Consider the following 20,035-nt stretch of genomic DNA (forward strand, 5'->3'; position numbering starts at 1 on the left):
TATGCCCCAGCGATGAGAATCCCATGACCAAATCTATTGCCACCGCCTCGATCAACCGCGAAACCGCAGTCGCCCTCATCGACGCGGCGCTCGCTGCGGCCCGTGCCATCGGCATCCCGGCTGCCGTCGCCGTCGTCGACGCCACCGGTAACCTGCGCGCGTTCGAGCGCACCGACGATGCGCCGTTCCTTACCGTCGATGTTGCCATCGACAAGGCCTGGAGTTCCGCCTCGTTTGGGTTCCCGACCCATGTCTGGAACGACTATGTGACCAACGATCCAAAAGTGGCGCCGCTAGCCTATCGCCCTCGGATGGTCGCTGTCGGCGGCGGTTATCCGATTCTGGAGGATGGGAAGTTGATCGGCGGCATAGGCATCTCCGGAGGCAACTATCAGCAGGATCAGGATGCGTGCGTCGAGGCACTCATGAAAATCGGGTTCCAGTTGCCAGCCTGACGACTGTGAGGCCATCACCGGTGGTAATGGCCAACAGATCCAACCTTTGAGAGGCCTAATGATGGAAGCGTTCGTCGTCTTTACGCGGGAAGAAACCAGCGACCCACATGCACTCGCAACCTATTCTGCAGGCGTCGGACCATCGTTCGATGGTCACGACGTTACCTTTCTCGCCGCTTATGGCGCGATCCAGCATTTGGAGGGGCCGCCCATCGAAGGGGCCGTAATCTTGCGTTTCCCGACGATGCAGGCCGCTCGCGACTGGTATGACAGTCCCGCCTACCAAACCATCGCTGCTCAACGCTTTGCCGGTTCCCGTTACCGCGCCTTTATCATTGAAGGGCGGCGGTGACATACCGACAGAAGCACTTCGGCGCTGACCACGAGGTATCGGCGTGTGAACTCGCATCTTGGGAATCTGTGGGGGGGACCAAGACAGCGGCGCTAGGGGCTCATATCGTCGATCGGATCAGAGAGTTGCTCGGCGAGAATGGGTTATCTATTGCCGAGCTGACGGAGCGGAGCCGCCCTCTCCCAACGGATTGATTCAATCGTTGACGCTCCTCCTATCCGGATCCGGGTTTTCGCACGCTGATCAACAGAGTTACAGCGCGCAACGCCTGTAGTGGGCATCAGGGGATGGGTGGCAATCAGGATGATTGCCCACCTTCCAACGATTAACCTTGCTCAAGTTGCTTCACTAGTCGCTCCGCGTCGAGATGGAAGTCCGAGAAAACAATGCTACCGCCAGCGTCGATAACCGTAAACCACGGAGTTCCTCGTGTGCGGTAGTCTTCCATGAAGGTTGGAAACGGCGAGCCGGTCGGTTGCTCGTCGTGACCGAAAACGATAGGAAGCTCATACTTGAGCTGGTTCACGCGCAACTTCTCGAAGGTATTCTCATGCGTTCCTTCGAAGACGGTCTGGATCACTGCGAACCCCACGTCTTTTGAGCTCAACGCTGCATGCAACTTTTGTAGCGTCGGAAACCCATGCAAATGGCAACCTTGGCACCAATGCTGGAAGGCAAACAAGATTTTCGGGCCGGGCCCGATATCTGACAGTTTGAACGGCGCGATACTTTCCCCATCTTTGCCAATCCATTTTTGCACCCGCAGCTCAGGCGCTTGTCGTTCGATCTCGTTCATCTGATCCTCCAACCCCGATACAGAAGCTTAGTGGATGATCGCGCGTCGCGACGGTGCGCGAACGTCCGACCTTATTTTCCCTATTTCCTGAAGCCAGAATAGATCAGATCGACATTTCGTCCTTAATATACTCAAGCTGCCGGCGAGCGCGAACTGGGCAACCATGCGCTGGTGAGCCTTGAGCTTTGCACGCTGCCCATCCGTTTGAGAGCGAACCTGCAACTTCCGCTCCGCATACCGCAGATCAGCGTACGCAGCCTTGGGGTTATCTACCCTATAGCCATTGGGTATTGGGAATCATGCTGGCCTGACGCTATGTTCGATACGCGATTTTTTACGATGATAGAGCATCTGTATCTGATTTTTAGTCGATTGGCTTATTCGGCGGATGTGCGGGCAAATGCTTTACGCAGAGTACTGAAATGAAGGCCGGCTTCGGTCTGCCGTATCGAGCAAGAGGGGTCACTATGGTCACCAGAGGTTTCACCGGTCGCGGTTCAGGCGACCAGTCCGATCGGATTCCGCCAGGTCAGCATCTGGTGGAGGATTTCCCTGTTCTGTCGGCCGGCCCTACGCCGAGGGTAGAGCCCTCCGACTGGAAATTCACAGTCAAAATTGGTCCGAAGCCCGTCAAAACGTGGAATTGGGGCGAATTCAACACTCTACCAAAGACCCAGGTGACAAAGGATATTCACTGCGTCACCTCTTGGTCCAAACTGGATACCGTTTGGGAGGGTGTACTCATTGAAGACATCCTTGCAGATGCAGAGCTTGATCGGCCTACCGATTTCGTCTTGGCGCACTGCTACGATAATTATTCGACAAACGTCCCTCTGACGGATCTGCTTTCCGGGAAAGCGATGGTCGCCCTCAGTTATGCGGGCAAGCCACTTTCCCGCGATCATGGGGGGCCGGCGCGTCTTCTAGTGCCGCACCTTTACTTCTGGAAATCCGCCAAATGGGTGAATGCGCTGCAATTCACGACGCGTGACGAGGCCGGCTTTTGGGAGCTGCACGGCTATCACATCTACGGCGATCCGTGGCGCGAACAACGATACACCCATGACTGAAAACGAAGCGCAAGTCCGTTCGTGGCAATCATGCGTGATCGACGACATCATCCAGCAAACACCGAGTATCAAGAGCTTCTTCCTTCGGTTGAGCAAGCCGTTCGCGCACACCGCAGGTCAGCACGTCGATATCCGGCTGACCGCGCCCGACGGCTACAGTGCAATGCGCAGCTACTCGATCGCGTCATCGGCAGTTTCGACCCCGATCGTCGAGATAGCTATCGAGCGCATGCCGGATGCCGAAGTTTCGCCGTTTTTTCACGACATCGCGGCGATTGGTGACGAAATCGAAGTTCGCGGTCCGCTCGGTGGCCATTTCCTTTGGCCTGAGCCTGCCATAGATCCGGTTCTGTTGATCGGGGGAGGCTCCGGCCTCGTGCCGTTGATGGCAATGATCCGGCAGCGCCGCGCATTGGCCCAAGCCGTTCCGACAGCGTTGCTCCTGTCCGCACGAACCGCCGAGGACGTTCTCTTCTCAGAAGAACTTCATTGCATCGAAATCAGCGATCCGGCGTTCGTCCTGGCGCTCGCGATTACGCGCGAGAAACCGGTTCGCGCATCGGACTTTGCGCGACGGATCGACGGCATGATGGTCCAAGAAATTCTAACCAGGCTTCAGGGAAAGCCGACGCAAGTGTTCGTCTGCGGGTCTAACGGATTCGTCAACATCGCAACCGATAGCGCGCTGCTGGCGGGCTTGGACGCCTCCATCATCAAGACGGAGCGCTACGGGGGCTAGCGGCGCGAGCTATCTCACGTCGCGCCGATCGTAGACGTGCGCCCTGGGAAGCTTTGGCGATCAACGTGAACCGTTTTGCCGAACACAGTCTTCGTACCCCCCGGCCTCTAGAACGCCTTCGCTCGCGATACCTGGCTCGACATCAAGCTCAATTTGAAAGTTCCTGCACTATCCGTCGTCCTGATATGCTCGACCAGCATGATGGGCGATTCGAGCGGGACCGCTTCCGTCCCAATCGAGGCTCGGTTACCTTAGAGCATCGGCTCGGCGCTACAGGAGGCGCGTGCGGCCTCTGCCTGGCGGTGAAAGCACTTTGGGCCATGTCGCCTGGATAGCGGCCAATCGTCAGCATCTGCTCCGATGTCGGCCAAGGTGCAGTCGCCATCTTTGAACGCCGCGAATTGGAGATCAACGCCATGACAGCGATCCGCGTGCAACTGCCGGAGATGCAATATGACAACTGATGTATTGCTGTACACCACGAATTGGTGCCCGTTCTGCCGCCGAGCGAAGGCGCTCCTCAAGGAAAAGGGCGTGCGATGGAAGGAGCTCGATATTGAGGCGGATCCGGCTCACCGGCAGGCCATGGCGGAAGCGTCGGGGCGAAGCTCCGTGCCGCAGATCTTCATCAATGGCACCCTTATCGGTGGCTCCGATGAGCTATTCGCGCTCGATGTCAGAGGCGAGCTCGACAAACTTCTCGGACGCAACCCGCCTGCCACCTGAGGAGGTGCGGCTTGGGGCAGCCAGCCCGCGAGCCTTCGCCGGTTGATGAATACAAAAGGAGAGTCCGTTGGTCTCAGCCATCTGGAAAGACACTACTATCGCCACAAGCGACGAAACAGTCATCGTCGAGGGAAATCACTACTTCCCACCGTCAGGAGTCGACCTGAGCCTGCTTGAGATGAGCCCGCACACATCTGTCTGTCCGATCAAAGGCGCCGCGCGCTTCTTTCATGTTCGCGCGGGTGACGCGCTCAACGTGAACGCCGCTTGGACCTATCCCGCCCCCACTCCGGATGCCGAGGGTATCCGGGATTACATCGCTTTCTGGAAAGGCGTGGACGTTGCCTAGCAGACTGGACGGACGACTTCGCTGATAGCCATGCGGGCGCCGACATCTCAATTATCCTGCCCACCCCGGGCCTCGTCGGCTGCAGGAATCTGCCCGGCACCTTAGCGCGACCCGGCACTGGCGGTCTCGCACCCGCCGCGCCTCTGTTCTATCAATAAGGATGGATGACATGGAGCATTCCGAGTTCGATGCCGCTTTCGCGAAGCTTGCGGAGGGATACAGAGAAGGGACTTATGAAGGCCGGCGTTTCAGCTTGATCGTCCGGCGATCTGGGGACGGACGTCGCAACAGTCTGTTCGCCAGGGAGTTGGACGGGACTGACATTGTCAGCTTCAACCTCTTCCGCGTTACATCAGATAGGACATTGTTGAAGCCGTGCGAAATGTCCGCCGAAAAGGTCGTAGCGTTCGTGCTGGAGTTCCGACCGGACACCTGACGGGCAGAAGAAGATCCCGGCCAACCGGCGCGCCTGCGACGGCCGGCTATCTAAGGCTGCGCAAGCCTATAGCCGCAGCTCATTGCACTTCGTCTGGCGAGGAATTCAACATCGATACGTCGCCATCCGCGGGGATATCGGTACAGGCGCCCGTGTAAGCCAGATTGAGAAATCCTAAGCGATGACTAACACCAATGACGCCACCCTTCCGACACATTCTATTCTTGAGGAATGCACAGCGATGGCTGTCGTCAACGCTCTGAAGATTATTCTGAAGAACAGCTACGCGATCTACCTTAAGACAAAAAATGCCACTCGGGCGCATCCCGCCCCTACTTCAGGGACTTTCACTTGCTTCTCGCTCTGTCACTCACAGCATCGGCACGCCCATGACGCATGGTATCCAGGCCTCATAATTTTCCCATATAACCTTCTTGTCTTTTGCGCACCCAGAAAGACTCGAGGCTTTAACTGGACAGATGAGCCCTCGAGGGTAGTGTTCACCTGATTGGCTTTCTCATATCTGATGTTGATTCGCACAGTGTGCCAACCAGGTGATAGTTTCAAAAAACCTGCGCTTCAGAGCGAATTAGACGATCTTCGATAAGAGCGATCCGCCTCAAAATCCAAAACATCTAACATTGTCCTAGAGCCATATTTGTACCTAGTACTATGGCGCTCCCATTAACACATTTGATGATGCACAGAAAACTTAGCTCATGATAGCTTTCAGCTAACAGCTATTCGGAAGCCCGAAAGGATTCAACCGTTTAAGCGTGAACCGTCGATTATAAATACTTTCGTAAGTTAGCTTTAAAGGACGCTTTTAGTCCTTGTAAATACGCATTACGACTCCACAGCTACCAAATCCATACGGCGCCAGCAACCATTAAAACACCCGACACTACTAAAACAATAGTAGAGGCGCGATTGCTGCCTTTCAAAGTATGACCAACACCCACATCCATAACTAGGTGTCGAATTCCGGCTACGAGATGATAAATAAATGAAGAGTATACCAACCAGAAACTAACTTTGCCGAAAGGTGAAGAAAAAATCTCCTTGACTTCATTAAAACCCTTTTCTGACTCCAACGATTTGCTCAGCATATACAGTATCAGTCCCAGAAAAATAAAGAGCATAATTCCTGAAATCCGGTGCAGAATCGATGTAAGCGCCGTGAGAGGAAGCTGAATGGTTCGAATATCAAGATTAACCGGCCGCTTTTTATTCATTTTGACTCCAGTCAACAATTCTAGTGGGGGATTTCAGTTTTCGATCTCATTCATCATAGCAGCTGTAACTAAGGCTGGCGGCGACAATAATGGAGATATTCGGGGCTTACGTTGCATTTTGAGGTCGCAAGTGCATGTGCGTAAATTGAAGCAAATTGCAAGGTTATGCCCAATAGGTAGCTAGCTTATTAATTTAACAAAAGTGACGTGTGTCGTTCTGCAGGGCATGCTGTTCCCCCAATGTCATCAACCTAAGCTGCAGCCCTGCCCAAGGCAAGCCCCCCGAAGCAGCCAGCCGCCATGGCCGTCGGGCGATGACCAGGCCTCTGCCGCTCAATCAGGCGGTCTAACTGGGCTGGCGGTGATGTGATCATCGTCTGTTCCGGCTGTCTAGGCGAGATTTCTCGTTCTCCGGACGAGCCTATGCCGACCGCTTGTGGCCAGCTTTTTTTTGCACGGAGGTTGGGCGGTGGTGTTTCTTCAGCGCGTCGGTTTGTAGCCCTCACAACCTCGGCTGGCTGCGCGTTTGCGTTGGCGCGCAAAGCTACGGCCTGAGCGTACGGCACTGAGGCTTTTAGCCATCAAGGCCAGCACATTGCTCAGCCCCTGAGCACAGTGCCGCACCAGCAGCTCGACCAGGGTATTTTTGAGCCGTGACACGCCTTGGGTGAAGTTGACTTTCCATCGCAGCTTGCGGCCTTTGTGGCGCTGTTCGATGACTGGCTGTAGCAGGTGCTGCATCAACAGCGCCAGGTTCTTCAACAGTTGAGCGGCATGAAAGTCCTGCTTTACAGCGGTCACGCTGCGGCCGCTGAAGTTGTCCAGCGTCAGGGTTTGTTTGAGGCGACGGAAGTCGGTTTCGATGCCCCAGCGGCGGTGGTAAAGCTCGGCAAACACCTCAGCGGGAAAGGCTTCTCGATCCAGCAACGAGGTCAGCAATACCTCGCTTTCGCCGTTGGCCAACTCGACCCGGATCAGTCTCAGCTCGATCTGGCTGGCAGGATCAACGCCAGCCTCGGAGCAGAACAGACGTGCTTCAGGATGGTTGGCCACGAAAAGCTGTGTGTCTTCAACTTGGCCAGAGTGTAGAAACGCTTTGACCTGGGCGTTATAGCCACAGGGCAGGCGCATCAGAAAGTGCCGCTGTTGCTGCGCGAACAGCGCGAATAACCAGTGCCCAGGGTAACCACGGTCAAACAGCGTCAGGCTGTCAGCCGGCAGGTGCTAAAGGTGCAGATGGGCACAGTCGCGCTCGCCGACGGTCAGGGGCACGATCAGGCTATGCAGGGTTTGACCGTCAGCGACTTCGTAGAGTGTGGACAAGCGAGCCATGGGAAAGCCAGAGTGACTGCCAAAGAAGGTCGCCATGGTCGACTCCAGGGGTAAATGCACGGTCGAGCCATCCACCGCGAGCACCCTCAGCCCACGCCACTTCTGGCGCAGCCCGAAGCAGTCAATTTGTTGCTGCAGGAGGCGATTGAGACTTTCAAATACCTCGGGGTTGAGCTTTTTGCGCGCTTTGCAGAAGGCCTGCGCAGTGACCATTTGCGTCTCAGTCGACGCCTGATTGAGTACGCGATAGAACTGATCGAGTTCGGTTTGCAGGGCCGTGCGCGGCTGATTGAGCAGGAACAGGACGAGGTTCTTGAAGGTGAGCTGGCGTCGGCGGGTAAAGTCTTGAGGATTCTGGCGGTGGGCGGCGATGAAGGCGGGACAATCGAGCGGACTGGTTACTTTTTGTACAATTTTCAAACCAGGGCTTGGCTGGCGGTGTCAAGCGATGCGGTATAGGTAGTCAAAAGGGCTTCTCCCATGCACTGATTTGAGCGCTAATTATATGATATTTATGGATAATTTCCAAAGTTGATGACATTGGCTGTTCCCCAACCCTGGAAAACCTATCCTCTTTAACACGTCAAAGTCGATTGATAGGCTTGCTGCAACAGCTATCTGCCCGGTTGAAGTCGAAGATCGATGTATCTGTAGGGTTTGGAAATAAATGCGGGCGCCCACCGCACTCACGGCTCAGTTACCATTCTTTGTGCATCGCGGCCGCGCGGCTAGTTGGTAGCTGTTCTAAGCCTAGTCAGTGCCGCCCTTCGCCCCAAGCCCCATAGTCAGATTTGAGAAATGACAGTAGGCGATGCCGCAACGCGCTTCATCGACCTATGTAAAACGACTCCTTTATCGAAATAGTGCACTCATCGCTCTCCACGGCGATCCCTTCATCGCGAATTGCACCGCCCAAGACGATCTGCACTGAAATCAATACTTTCTGATGCCTCTTGATTAGAGATGCCAGCCATAATAATCTCATCGCCAACGCATACGGCGTTCGGCAGCCAACACACTCTCACTCACTACTGGAAGCTCAGACATGAAAACCATAGGCATTGAAAACTCGAAGTCCAGCGTACAGGCCCACTTAACGCTTGGAACCAAAACTATGGGGCTAGGTATCTATGGCGCGTACTTGGCTCTCGCTATTATTTACTTCTGGTTCGGCGGCATGAAATTTACCCACTACGAGGCCGAGGGCCTGGTTCCACTGGTGAGCAACAGCCCGCTTTTGGGATGGGTGTATAGCATTTTTTCGGTCGACATGTTCTCCAGCCTGCTCGGCATACTAGAGATTTCGATCGGCACTCTGATCGCAGGCCGCATGCTGTCGCCCAAACTATCCGTGGTAGGAGGCGCTCTGTCTGCAGGCCTGTTCTTCACAACCCTTAGCTTTATGTTTTCCACTCCGGGCGTCATTGAGCCTAGTTTAGGGTTTCCGGCGATTTCCGTTGCGCCAGGTCAGTTTCTGCTTAAAGACTTAGGGTTGCTTGCTGTTTCGATATTTGTGGCAGGCCATTCGCTGGTTGAACTGGAAAAACGTAAAATTAATGCATAATTTTTTCAATGGCTTAAGGCAGTAATGCCTTAGGCCTTTTTGCCATCATTTTCCCCCGCCAGATCTTTCAACCAGTCACGAGGGCTCAACCCCGTCTTGCGTCTAAATGCGCGAGACAGCGCCGAAGGACTTTCGTAGCCGACTTGAGCTGCAATCAGCGTAATCGAGCGCCCTTCTCGCATCAGCTTCTGAGCCAGGCTAACTCGCCAACTCAACAAATAATCAGCAGGCGTCTGTCCGATGACACTCTTGAAATGCACGGCATACGCAGCGCGTGACATATTTGACTCACTGGCCAGCTCTGCTATTGACCAGGCATGTTCCGGGGAGTTGTGCATCTGTAAAAGCGATCGGGCAAGCCGCATGTCGGCCAGTCCAGCCATCATTCCGGTGCGCAACTGGTGATGATCGAGCAGGTAACGGAGCAACAGAATGATTAGGAGCTCAAATAAGCGCTCAAGCGCGGCTTCCCTTCCACAATGCACATTTGCCGCCTCGGCAAACATCCACTCCAACGTGTCTGCCAGCATGGGCAGATCATCGAGTGCGAGCACCAAACAGTCCGGTAATGAAGCCGACAAAGGATTATCAATTCCGCCCTCAAACTCCATGGAAGCACACAACAACTTTGCGCCATCGGACTCACCCGCAAACAATTGATGCTTGGCGGGGCGTGGCATAAAAATCAAGCTAGGGCGAGTGAGCTGCAAATCCTTGCGATCGGGACCAAGCAACGTCACGCTGCCGGCCTGAAGCAGATGGATATAACCTCGCCGCTCGGCGCCATCGTAAGATGCAGAGCCGCATAGGTCGCCGTCATAGAACAGATTGGCCCGCACGCCGAACCGCGAGAGCAAATTAGACAAACGATCCATTGGCCGATCCTTGACGAGTCAGAACGCACAGACCATACCATCTGCGTTGTCGTTCAGTGCCTGTAGCGAACATGCCGGCGTAAATCAGCCAACGGATAAAGTGATCACTGAGCAGCTCAGCCTCCCTTTCCAGTTCGGCTGTTAAAAAAACAACACCGTTGTTTGAAAGCACCAGCAAATCAAGTGCTCACTCTTCTATTTTACGGGGTTGTACGCCGGAATCCCAGAAATTTCCGTCAGCCCAGCTCCAGTCCCGCCACGAGCGCATCCAGGTCGATGAACTTGCCGTCAGTCTGGAAGGTGTAATGCCCGTTCAGCAGGATGTGCCGCCAGGCCGCTGGCGACATCTGCGTGATCAACGCCAGCGCCTTGGCATTGCCAGCTGCCTCGTACTTCGTCAGCAGCAGGGACAGGATCGCCGAGTTGTAGAAGATGATCGCGTTGCCGATCAGCCTGGCGCACTGGTTGCTGATCTCGATTTCGATGTCGGTGCGGCCGGTCAATTCCTTCTTCCCACCGACTTGGGCGATGGTCGAGCGTAGCTGGTGATAGGACTCAATGCGGTTCTGCGAGCGGTGAACATTACGCTCCAGTTGCGGGTCGCGCAGGTAGCGCAGTGTGTAGATACTGCGGATGAGCTTGTCGAACTCGAAGATTGCGCGCCGCGTCGGGTTCGGCGCCGTATAGGTGCACAGCTTGCGGATCAGCGTGCCCTGCGTCATTTCCTTCAGGCCCAGTGTGGCGACGATTCGGTCGATGTTCGCCTTCTCACCGACGATGAGTTGCCGGTCGATCTGGCCAGCCGGCCGGATCAGGCATTTCTCGTACAATGCCAGATCATCGGCGCAATACAGCTCCTGCAACTGGTCGTCGAGGTCGGTGAAGCGCGGCTCGAAACGAAGTCCGAACCAGTGCAGGATGGCGAAGTTGGCCTTGTTGATGCTGTGCATGTCGCCGGTGATCGCGCTCGGCACGATGTCCGACGTGTTGCGGTACCAGATGTCGAACACGTGGTGAGCCTCGTACTCGTGTGCGCCTATCAGGTAGCCGTTCAACGGCACGTGATTGCACAGCAGCGTGTAGGCGACGACGCCCTTGCCGCGGCCGAAATATTTGCGCGAGTAGCGCGCCTTCACAGTTGGTCGCTCGACGCCGAATTTCTGCCCATCAACGGCACCGTACAACGAATCGAGGTCGAACGAGTAATGCGGGAAGATCGGCAGTGCGGCGATGGCGTTGCTGATGCAATCGTTGGCCACATGTAGCGTCGCCTGGCGCAGGTACTGCTGGTAGGTACTCTCCAGGACGTGGTACGGGATGTCGCTGGTACGTGCCATAACCTGGTTGCCGTGGTTCATGGCTTGGGCAATGATCACCGCCATCAGACTGTCGGCGTCGGCTACCTTCTTCGCATAGCGTGGCTGCAATGGTGTCAGCGCCGACAGGAACTGGCACTGGCCGTTGACGAAGCGAAACACGTCGGCGACATCGCAGTATGGCAGTTGCTCGTAGAGAGCTTGCTCGCGCGCCTTCTGGTTCTCCCCCTTGGGCTTGCGCCAGGTCAGTCTCTGCGTGTCCTTGTCGTATTCCAGGTGCGTCAGCTTGCCCTGTTTCAGCTCGCGATTGAACGCCACCCATTGCGCACGCAACTCGGTCGCCAGTGCATCGAGCTGGGCACTGACCGGCTGCCGCAGGAAGGGGATGTCCATCTGCGCGAGCACGGCGGCTTTCTCGTCCATCGAAACCAACTCGTCGGACAAATGCCGGTGCTGCAAGCTATCGTCAATGTAGAGCTCGCCCGCCTGGAAGCGTTTCCTGACCTGACGGTAAAGCCAGAATTCGTAACGATCGGCATGCAGGCCTGTCGGCGTGCCTTCGGCATCGAACATCAGCAGGTACGGACGCAAGCGTTTCGGCAGCGTTGCCGCCGGACATTCGTCGAGTGGCCGTTGTGATAGGCGCTGCTGCTTGGCGAACACGCTCTTGGCCCAAGTCAGCGCCGCGAGCCATGGGTTATCGGGGGCCGTGCCGGCGAAGTCGAGCGCGACGTACAGCGGCCGTAGATGGCGTCGAATGCGTTCGGCCAGGCCGTCCACCGCCTGCCAGTGCAGCGCCAGTTTGTTCAGTGGCTTGACGCTCATGCGCTGCGCCGTGTTTTGCAGCAATTCCCTGGACATGATTTTGTAGGCGCGTTGGCGCACCTCGCCGAACGGCGTCGGATCGGCCACGCTGTCGTCCACGTACAGCGACAGCAGGCGGCCAACCTGCGGCGTTTCCTGATGGCGTCGCAGCTGTTCGGCGACAAAGGACTGTTTCGCACCCGTGCGGCTCTCGTCCTCAAGTTTTTTCATGTGGAAGGCCATCGCGTCGACCAGGTTGTCGGTGAGCTGCCGGTAACGTACCCAGGCATAGCACAGCAGGTAGAGCCGGGTCTGCTCCGCCTTCAGGTGGCGCAGGTCATGGACGGTATAGAAGTTCGCCAGGCTCGCGTAGTACAGCAGGTTCTGCTGCGAGATGCCGAGCTTGGGCAGCAGCGCCTTGGCGATCCCGTGCAAGGACTTCAGCGTGGCGCGCTTCTCGCGCTCCCCTGCCATCTGACGCCAGCCGAAATCTTTAGCGTCCTGCTTGAGCGCTGCCAGTTGAGACAGGGTGTCGTCACGCACCAGGAGCTGGCCCAGCGCAGCTTTGGCCGATTCGTCCAACACTTCTGCCAGCAAGCCGCCCAAGCGCCTGCGTTCGGTGGACAGGGCTTCACTGACCAGCTCTTGTAAGGTGGTGTGGCCGGGCCGGATGATTTTGTGCTCGCTGAGCCAAACGATCAGTTCGGCGGCCACGAATCCTGGCATTACGTCGCGCCGCACGATCTGTTCAGCCTGCTGTGCCAGTTGCGGCAGGAAGCTAGCCGCCCACGACCGGTAGCCGAACAGTTCGGCGATCTGACCCCTCTGGCTGTAGTGCTCATGCTTGGTGATCGCCTTGCGTTCGAACGCTTCGCCGTGGAAATAGCGACTCAGCACGAAGGCGCAATCGTCCTCGACCTCATGCCAATCGAAGCGGAAGAAAGCATGCTTGGCCTTGAAGTAGCCGATCTGCAAGACGCAATAGACTTGGGCCTGCAGGCTAGGCCGGCTGCTGGCGAACGCCAGTTCAGATTCGGCCAACGCCAGGTATTCCAGCCGCTGAGCATCGTCGAAGTCCGGTAGGCCGTACAAGGCTTCCTGCTCTGCGTCAGAAAAGACGGTGAGTAGCTTATTCTTGTTGCTCATCGACCGTCCTTCCCGCACCACGCCAACCTGCTCGCGTCAATGTTTCGATCAACGTAGTGCGCTTGACATTGAAGTTGCGGCACACCGCCGCCTTAGACATGCCGCCATCGAGCGCGGCGACGATGGCGTCCAGCTTCTCACCAGTGATCGCCTGCGGCCGGCCGCCGATCCGGCCGCGTTTGCGTGCGGCGGCCAAGCCCGCGACGACGCGCTCCTGAATCAAGGCGCGCTCGTACTGCGCGAGCGCACCGAACACCTGGAACAGGAATTCGCCCGAGGGCGTCGTAGTGTCCAGGTTCTCTGTCAGCGAGCGGAACGCCACCCGCTTGTCCTTGAGCGAAGTCACAATGGCGAGCAGGTGCGACAGCGAGCGACCGAGCCGGTCGAGTTTCCACACCACCAGCACATCGCCGGCTCGAACGAACTCAAGCGCCCGCGCCAAGCCGGCACGGTCATCCTTCGCGCCAGAGGCACGATCCTCAAACAGGTGACGCGGATCGACGCCGGCGGCGAGCAGCGCGTCGCGCTGCAAGTCCGTGCTCTGGCGGTCGGAGTCCGACGACACGCGCATGTAGCCAACCAACATAGGCGGATAACCATCAAAAACAGGTTTGTCATTTTCAGAAGTCGATTGCACCTAAGGTCAGAAGTCGATTGCACTACTGAGGAAGCCCTCGCTGTTGCGGACTCATGGGCTGGCACGAGAGGATCTCTATAGGTCATGTACATCCGAGCCCCACCCCACCACTCGCAAATTTGTAGGCAAAGGTGTGTCAGGAAAATGAGTAACCTGACGCTAGTCAATCTGGGGTACTGACAGCTATGGCATGCCGCCAGATGGACATTTCATGCTAATAGCGTCTTGCAGGACACGAGTGGTAGCAAATAGACACTAATAGTCGTTGCATAAACTTCCAACATTCAGCATCTTGCAACGGTAACCATGGACGGAGACATTGAGCCGCTTACACCGATGAGCAAGGTTTTTTGGTTGGCAAGCGCGATCACTATGGACGGACTTTCATCGGTTTCCACTTCAGAGCTATTGCCATCGTGCTATTCAATTCTAATAAAAAAAATATCAGCGCCCTGCAACAAACCATCGCCCAGCAAGCCAGTCTGCTCGAAGCCATCAACCGCTCCATGGCGGTAGTCGAATTCGACCTCAATGGCATCGTCCTCCGGGCCAACGACAACTTTTTAAAGACCATGGGCTATCGCCTGGAGCAAGTGCTCGGCCAGCCGCACCGCCAATTCTGCACGCCTGCCTATGCCCGCAGTGGCGAGTACTCACAATTATGGTCCCGTCTCAACGCCGGCCAGTTCGAGTCGGGCACCTTCGAGCGAATTGCCGGCAATGGCCAGACGATCTGGCTGGAAGCCAGCTATAACCCGGTCAAGGACGAGCTTGGTAACGTGGTGAAGGTGGTTAAGTATGCCCTTGACGTCACCTTGTGGGTACAACAGGAGAGTGAAGCCAAAAATAAGTTGCAGGCCATAGACCGGTCCATGGCCATCATCGAGTTCAATCTGGACGGCAGCATTATTGACGCCAACCAGAACTTCTTGGATGTGGTCGGTTACAGTCTGGCCGAACTCAAGGGCAAACATCACAAACTGTTCTGCCGTCCAGCACTGGCCAACGGCAGCGAGTACCAGGACTTCTGGCGACGCCTGAATCAGGGCGAGTTTTTCAGTGGGCAATTCGAACGGGTAGGCAAGCGCGGGCAAACCTTGTGGCTGGAAGCTAACTACAACCCGGTGTATGACGCTAGCGGACGGTTATGCAAAGTGGTGAAGTTTGCTACAGACATCACCGCCAAGATGGAGAAGCATGCGCAGGACGCTCAGAGCGCTAGCGAGGCGTATCACATCTCGGTCGAGACACGCCAAGCGGCTGAACATGGCTCCACGGTGATCCAACAAGCAGCGAGTGAAATGCGGGAGATTGCCTCGAATATCGAAGGTTCGTCAGCCCTCATCACCAAACTTGGCGAACGCTCCGAGCAGATCACCACCATCGTCAACACCATCCGCGGAATTGCCGATCAGACCAACCTGTTGGCTTTGAACGCTGCTATCGAAGCCGCTCGAGCGGGTGAACAAGGTCGCGGCTTTGCGGTGGTGGCCGATGAAGTCCGTCAGTTGGCCGCACGCACCAGTGGCTCGACGGCGGAGATTTCCGGGATGATTGGCATGATCCAGAACGAAACACAGCTAGCCATCAAGAGCATGGAAGGCACCCGTGACCGGGCCACTAAAGGCGTCGACCTGGCGGATCAGGCGGGCGCGGTGATCCAGCAAATTAGCGACGGTGCCAGCAATGCGGTGCAGGCGGTGAGTATGCTGGCCAAGGAGCATGGTCATACCCGGTAGAACTCACGAACAGCCGGATCATCGGCACTGCGCATAACAGACGTGTGGTCAAATCCTATGGGGAGATCTTCATCGTGCTGAAACGTATCGCGGTTACCGAGGTCCGCCTCGGCATGTACATCCATGAGCTTTGTGGTTCATGGATGGACCACCCTTTCTGGAGAGCGCGTTGGTTGCTCCATAGCGAGCACGATCGACAGCGCATCCTCAAATCCAATGTGACGACGCTATGGATCGACACCAGCAAGGGGCAGGACACTGCCCAAGGCCAGGCAAGCAATACGCTCGAAGAAGTTGAGGTTGAAACCGAAGCCCGATTGCTAGCCGTGGACAACACGGCGCTGCCGCCTCTAGCCGGGATGACTGAAGAGCTGTCACGTGCCCTCAAGCTCTGCGCCCGCTCCAAAGTCGCCATTGTCGAGATGTTCAACGAGGCGCGCATGGGCCAAGCTATCAACTTGGAGCACGTCGCGGCGCTGGTGGAGGAAGTTTCCGACTCGGTACTGCGTCACCCCAATGCCTTAATCAGCCTGGCACGTCTGAAGACTTCCGCCGAATACACCTACATGCACTCTGTGGCGGTGTGTGCATTGATGATTGCCCTGGCCCGCCAGCTTGGCCTGTCGGCCGACCAAGTCCGGGAGGCAGGCTTGGCCGGCCTCCTGCACGACATCGGCAAGGTGTCCATACCGGATGCGATCCTCAATAAGCCTGACAAACTGACCGACGCCGAGTTCAGCATCATGCGCAGCCATCCCAGAGCGGGCGGCAGGATGTTGCTGAAAAGCCGCCAGGTCAGCGCGCTCACGCTCGACGTTTGCCTGCACCATCATGAGAAGGTCGATGGCTCCGGCTACCCCTATCGCCTGGTCGGTGAGCAAATCAGTCTGTTCGCGCGCATGGGCGCGGTGTGTGACGTGTATGACGCGATCACGTCGGAGCGCCCCTACAAGAGGGGCTGGGATCCCGCCATAGCGATTCGCAAGATGGCTGAATGGAAGGGACACTTCGACGACCAGGTGTTCCAGGCCTTCGTCAAGTCGGTGGGCATCTACCCGGTTGGCGCCTTGGTGCGCTTAGAAAGTGGGCGTCTCGGCGTCATCATGGAGCAGCACAAGAGTTCACTGCTGACACCCATGGTCAAGGTGTTCTTCTCGACCCGCACGAAAATGCCCATTGCCCAGGAACTGGTTGATCTTAGCAAACTGGCCGGTCGTGACAAGATCGTCGGCCGCGAGTCGGCTAGCGACTGGGGTTTCAAGAACATCGAGGAGCTATGGTCGGGCCTCCCCGCCAGCAAGAGGTCGCATTTCGATTAAACATCGACGGCAATCGCGTCGTGAGGACCAACGCGACAACCGCCTGCTTTGCCTGCCATACCTCACAAAAAGATCACGGCTATGTGTTCAGCCGCTTGCGTGACTGAGGGTGAACCATAATGGACAGAAGGTAAAACAACTTGTCCGTTCGAGCATAAGGTTGAGCGTAATTTAAAAGTCCGGGGTGCCGGTGGCGCCGAGCACCAACCGGTGGTGCAGATGACTATTTGCATTGGAGACCAGATCTATAACGAGCAGTTCTCCTTGAAGAATCAAGGCAAGATGAACTACCCCGTTCTGATCGGGCGTCATACTCTTGAGAATCAGGATTCTGAGCAACTCATTGGGCTCTCTCCAGTAGTTTCGCTCCGTCACGCCGCAGCTCGCCCTTGGGCGAGACATGTCGATAGAGCGTCTGACGGGTAATATCCAGCTCTTCACACAAATCCGACACCTTGGTTTCCGGCTGTCCCATGGCCGCCATCGCTAGGCGTAGTTTGGCAGCGGTCATCTTGAACGGGCGCCCCCCTTTCCTGCCGCGAGCACGCGCCGAGACGAGCCCGGCGACCGTCCGCTCAGAAATCAACTCCCGCTCGAACTCTGCCAGTGCCGCGAAAATCCCGAACACCAGCTTTCCCGCCGCAGTAGTAGTGTCGATGGCCGCACCGTGGCCGGTAAGCACCTTCAGTCCTACGCTACGCGCGGTAAGGTCGTGGACAGTGTTAATTAAGTGGCGAAGGTTACGCCCTAGTCGATCGAGCTTCCAAACCACCAAGGTATCGCCTTCACGCAGGGCCTTCAGACACGCGGCCAATCCGGGCCGATCATCTTTCCGTCCCGAAGCCATGTCCTCATACAGATGTGCAGCTGCCACTCCGGCAGCAATCAAAGCATCTTGTTGCAGAGTAATTGTCTGGGAGCCGTCTGCCTTCGATACCCGCATGTAGCCGATCAGCATACCGCCCCCATTGTCACAAATACGTTCGATTATGTGACAGTTTGCATCGGGAAGCTCTGCACGTCAAAATTTGTCACTTAACCCGTCATTCTGTCTAAGGCATGCAAAGGGTAGGCTAGGCTCATAATGTGACAGAAATTCCGGGGGGATGCCTTCCTTCGCGAAGGTGGCGCGCAACTGTTCCAAGGAAGCGGGGTCGCGCCGACCATAGGAAGCCAACGCGAACAGCGAGCGTGCCGTCTCGGGGTTGTGTCGTGCTTCAATGATGGCCTCATCAATGGCCTGGATTGCACGCTGCCAGTGATCGACGGGTTCGGGCTTCGGCGCTTTCGCCGGCAGGCCACTGGTGAACCCGGTTTGGGGCTCGGACCAGAATAGCTTTGCGTGCTCGCCTGGCGGGCTTATATCCCTCACCTCAATCAAGCTGATTGCCGTTGCCGCCGCCTCCAGCATCTGCAACCGTACTGCCGGGTTCAGGGTTTCATACGGTCGCCACAGACTTTGCCCAGCACGCAGCGGATGCCCGCAGCATTCCCAGATTTGGCGGAGATACCCCGCGTAGGTGCCGCACGTCGAAAGCGGGGTGTTCAGCTCATCGAGCAGCGTGCGTAGCAGCCTAAACCACAATCCGGCGTGGATGCGTCGGCGCGGCAACTCCACGTGGCCGGTCGTCAGTGCCTGCCAGGTACGCTGGTCCATCGCCGCAATCGCGTCGCTGGCAGTGCGCGGTTCGGCGTCGGCGTTCTCCCAGCCGAGAAACCGCCCTGGCACGCCCCAATAGGATTCCAGCCAGCAGCCATGCAGTGGGCAGCTCAGCATCAGGGGCAGCTTCCACGCGAGCAGTACGGCTTGGTTCTCCGGATCGTTCAGGCAGAGCGGACAGGCGCGGTGTATCGGTTGGGTGGGCAGCCAGGCACGCCAGTTCGTGATGGATCGCGTCTTACGGCGGAGTCTCGGCAGCAGTACCGAGAGCTGGAACGCATAGGTTTCCAATGCGGCTGGAATCTGATCATCAAGGCTGTCCAGTAGCCAAGGCACCCAGCCGGCGAAACTCATGCAGCGCAGCCGATCCAGCTCGATACCGCTCCGCTGGGAGAGCATCGCCAGCAGCGCCAGTGGTGGCGCGGTGTCCAGGTCATCAACCTGGCCGTGACCAAGATCGTGCTCCAGCAGCTCGGACACTTCCATGTGATAGCAAAGGGCCACGCGGTTGAGCCACGAAGACAGGGCTTCGGCTTCCCTGGGTGCCGGATGCAGTGGCCAGCGTGGCGCTGGCTTCACATCAGTTCCCGCTCGAATTGCCGCCGCCGCTCGCTGGGACCGGTGTAATCGGCCATGCTGAGCGTGCGGTGGTTGATCGCTTCCTCACCACTCTCCACGGCGGCCACGGCCGCCGCCATCAAAAGGTGCGCCAGCTCGCCAATAGTGCCCTCGCTGCGCGTGAGCAGGTAGCGAGCCATGTCCAGCGTGGCAATCGACGAAGGTCGCCGCAGCGGGAGCGAAGCCGCGAAGCTGGCCAGCAGTGAACAGCAATCGTCGTTGGCCTCCCACACCGGCAGCATCATCGGCTCGAAGCGATTTTCCAACTGGTCATCCGAGCGGATGGCCAGGTAGGCGTCGCGTGTGCCCACACCGACCAGCGGGATGCGCAATTCGTTGCCGAGGAAGCGCAGCAGGTTGAGGAATTCCCGGCGGTTGACGCTGTTGCCGGCCAGGACGTTGTGCAGCTCGTCGATCACCAGCAAACGCACACCGAGCTTGCGCAGCAGTGTCAGCGCCAGTTGCTCTATTTCCGGCAGCCGTGGGCGCGGTCGCAATGGTGCTCCCATCGCCGCGAGCAGCGCGACGTAGAAGCGGATCACCGATGGCTCGGACGGCATCTGCACGACCAATACCGGGATGTGCTCCTGGTCGGCGTCGGAGCTGGCCGGGTGGGCGCGGCGGAACTTCTCGACGATCATCGACTTGCCGTTGTTGGTTGGACCGACCAACAGCAGGTTGGGCATGCGTTGTTTGTTTGGCCACGTATACAGGGCTTCCAGCCGGTTCAACGCCTCGACTGCTCGCGGATAGCCGATCCAGCGGTCGGCGCGAAGGCGATGGATGCGCTCGTCCGCCGGGAGACGGGCCAAGCCCTGGGCCGCCGGCAGCAGGTGGGACAGGTCGATGATGGGATATTCGTCCACG

18 protein-coding genes and 2 pseudogenes are annotated in these 20,035 nt (G+C 57.2%); 11 read left to right on the forward strand and 9 right to left on the reverse strand.

The features are described from left to right. Positions 1–23 precede the first annotated feature (23 nt). Both ACYZUM_RS12050 and ACYZUM_RS12055 read left to right on the forward strand, forming a co-directional pair. On the forward strand, positions 24–455 hold the full coding sequence (locus ACYZUM_RS12050) for a GlcG/HbpS family heme-binding protein (RefSeq protein WP_005006001.1): 432 nt from the start codon (positions 24–26) through the stop codon (positions 453–455). 61 nt (positions 456–516) lie between these two features. Then, positions 517–807, forward strand: a complete 291-nt coding sequence (locus ACYZUM_RS12055; RefSeq protein ID WP_005005999.1) for a DUF1330 domain-containing protein — start codon at positions 517–519, stop codon at positions 805–807. A 325-nt stretch (positions 808–1,132) separates the two neighbouring features. Here the strand turns inward: ACYZUM_RS12055 and ACYZUM_RS12060 are convergent, their stop codons facing one another. Beyond that, a complete protein-coding gene (locus tag ACYZUM_RS12060) occupies positions 1,133–1,603 on the reverse strand; it encodes a TlpA family protein disulfide reductase (protein WP_003464979.1) in 471 nt (156 codons plus the stop codon). A 422-nt stretch (positions 1,604–2,025) separates the two neighbouring features. On the opposite strand from ACYZUM_RS12060, the gene ACYZUM_RS12065 reads away from it, so the two are divergent. The 5 genes from ACYZUM_RS12065 (at position 2,026) to ACYZUM_RS12085 (ending at position 4,923) form a co-directional block, all read left to right on the forward strand. After that, positions 2,026–2,673 carry a sulfite oxidase-like oxidoreductase gene (locus ACYZUM_RS12065; RefSeq protein WP_002118288.1) on the forward strand — a complete coding sequence of 216 codons (648 nt, stop codon included), beginning with the start codon at positions 2,026–2,028 and terminating at the stop codon, positions 2,671–2,673. Then, the gene (locus tag ACYZUM_RS12070) at positions 2,666–3,412 is read left to right on the forward strand and encodes a ferredoxin reductase (protein WP_002118292.1); all 747 of its coding nucleotides are present in this window, start codon (positions 2,666–2,668) and stop codon (positions 3,410–3,412) included. The genes ACYZUM_RS12065 and ACYZUM_RS12070 overlap by 8 nt, the downstream gene beginning before the upstream one ends. Before the next feature lie 453 nt (positions 3,413–3,865). Continuing rightward, positions 3,866–4,138 (forward strand): glutaredoxin 3, encoded by a 273-nt coding sequence (gene grxC / locus ACYZUM_RS12075; protein WP_005005995.1) that lies wholly within the window; start codon positions 3,866–3,868, stop codon positions 4,136–4,138. 67 nt (positions 4,139–4,205) lie between these two features. Further along, positions 4,206–4,487, forward strand: a complete 282-nt coding sequence (locus tag ACYZUM_RS12080; RefSeq protein ID WP_003464986.1) for a DUF427 domain-containing protein — start codon at positions 4,206–4,208, stop codon at positions 4,485–4,487. A 169-nt stretch (positions 4,488–4,656) separates the two neighbouring features. Next, on the forward strand, positions 4,657–4,923 hold the full coding sequence (locus ACYZUM_RS12085) for a hypothetical protein (RefSeq protein ID WP_003464988.1): 267 nt from the start codon (positions 4,657–4,659) through the stop codon (positions 4,921–4,923). 860 nt (positions 4,924–5,783) lie between these two features. Here ACYZUM_RS12085 and sdhC read toward each other — a convergent pair. Both sdhC and ACYZUM_RS12095 read right to left on the reverse strand, forming a co-directional pair. Beyond that, a complete protein-coding gene (gene sdhC / locus ACYZUM_RS12090; protein ID WP_005005993.1) occupies positions 5,784–6,158 on the reverse strand; it encodes a succinate dehydrogenase, cytochrome b556 subunit in 375 nt (124 codons plus the stop codon). A 480-nt stretch (positions 6,159–6,638) separates the two neighbouring features. Next, positions 6,639–7,910: pseudogene (locus ACYZUM_RS12095) on the reverse strand (IS4-like element ISPa1635 family transposase). Between the two features lie 625 nt (positions 7,911–8,535). Here ACYZUM_RS12095 and ACYZUM_RS12100 point away from each other — a divergent pair. Next, the gene (locus ACYZUM_RS12100) at positions 8,536–9,054 is read left to right on the forward strand and encodes a YkgB family protein (RefSeq protein WP_003464991.1); all 519 of its coding nucleotides are present in this window, start codon (positions 8,536–8,538) and stop codon (positions 9,052–9,054) included. A gap of 29 nt (positions 9,055–9,083) precedes the next feature. Here the strand turns inward: ACYZUM_RS12100 and ACYZUM_RS12105 are convergent, their stop codons facing one another. The 3 genes from ACYZUM_RS12105 to ACYZUM_RS12115 form a co-directional block, all read right to left on the reverse strand. Next, positions 9,084–9,929 (reverse strand): AraC family transcriptional regulator, encoded by an 846-nt coding sequence (locus ACYZUM_RS12105; RefSeq protein WP_003464995.1) that lies wholly within the window; start codon positions 9,927–9,929, stop codon positions 9,084–9,086. Positions 9,930–10,165: 236 nt separating this feature from the next. Continuing rightward, positions 10,166–13,195: a Tn3 family transposase gene (locus ACYZUM_RS12110; protein WP_024015041.1), complete on the reverse strand. Its 3,030-nt coding sequence runs from the start codon at positions 13,193–13,195 to the stop codon at positions 10,166–10,168. Then, positions 13,179–13,781, reverse strand: a complete 603-nt coding sequence (locus tag ACYZUM_RS12115) for a recombinase family protein (RefSeq protein WP_010465829.1) — start codon at positions 13,779–13,781, stop codon at positions 13,179–13,181. The genes ACYZUM_RS12110 and ACYZUM_RS12115 overlap by 17 nt, the downstream gene beginning before the upstream one ends. 467 nt (positions 13,782–14,248) lie before the next feature. Between ACYZUM_RS12115 and ACYZUM_RS12120 the strand changes: the two genes are divergently transcribed. From ACYZUM_RS12120 to ACYZUM_RS12130, 3 genes and pseudogenes are all read left to right on the forward strand, one after another. Then, positions 14,249–15,571 carry a methyl-accepting chemotaxis protein gene (locus ACYZUM_RS12120; RefSeq protein ID WP_049277574.1) on the forward strand — a complete coding sequence of 441 codons (1,323 nt, stop codon included), beginning with the start codon at positions 14,249–14,251 and terminating at the stop codon, positions 15,569–15,571. A 74-nt stretch (positions 15,572–15,645) separates the two neighbouring features. Next, on the forward strand, positions 15,646–16,890 hold the full coding sequence (locus tag ACYZUM_RS12125; protein ID WP_049277576.1) for an HD-GYP domain-containing protein: 1,245 nt from the start codon (positions 15,646–15,648) through the stop codon (positions 16,888–16,890). Between the two features lie 150 nt (positions 16,891–17,040). Continuing rightward, positions 17,041–17,316: pseudogene (locus ACYZUM_RS12130) on the forward strand (putative ATP-dependent zinc protease); the annotation flags it as partial. Here the strand turns inward: ACYZUM_RS12130 and ACYZUM_RS12135 are convergent. The 3 genes from ACYZUM_RS12135 to ACYZUM_RS12145 all read right to left on the reverse strand — a co-directional run bounded on the left by ACYZUM_RS12135 (position 17,231) and on the right by ACYZUM_RS12145 (position 20,034). Further along, a complete protein-coding gene (locus ACYZUM_RS12135) occupies positions 17,231–17,848 on the reverse strand; it encodes a recombinase family protein (protein WP_049277571.1) in 618 nt (205 codons plus the stop codon). The pseudogene ACYZUM_RS12130 and the gene ACYZUM_RS12135 sit on opposite strands and share 86 nt — an antisense overlap. A 63-nt stretch (positions 17,849–17,911) precedes the next feature. After that, complete coding sequence (locus tag ACYZUM_RS12140) at positions 17,912–19,129, reverse strand: TniQ family protein (RefSeq protein ID WP_473061335.1); 1,218 nt, start codon at positions 19,127–19,129, stop codon at positions 17,912–17,914. Further along, entirely contained in the window at positions 19,126–20,034 is a 909-nt protein-coding gene (locus ACYZUM_RS12145) for a TniB family NTP-binding protein (protein WP_013741668.1), read from the reverse strand. Before ACYZUM_RS12145 ends, ACYZUM_RS12140 begins: the two co-directional genes overlap by 4 nt. Position 20,035 lies beyond the last annotated feature (1 nt).

Source organism: Pseudomonas sp. m6p, from assembly GCF_055760375.1.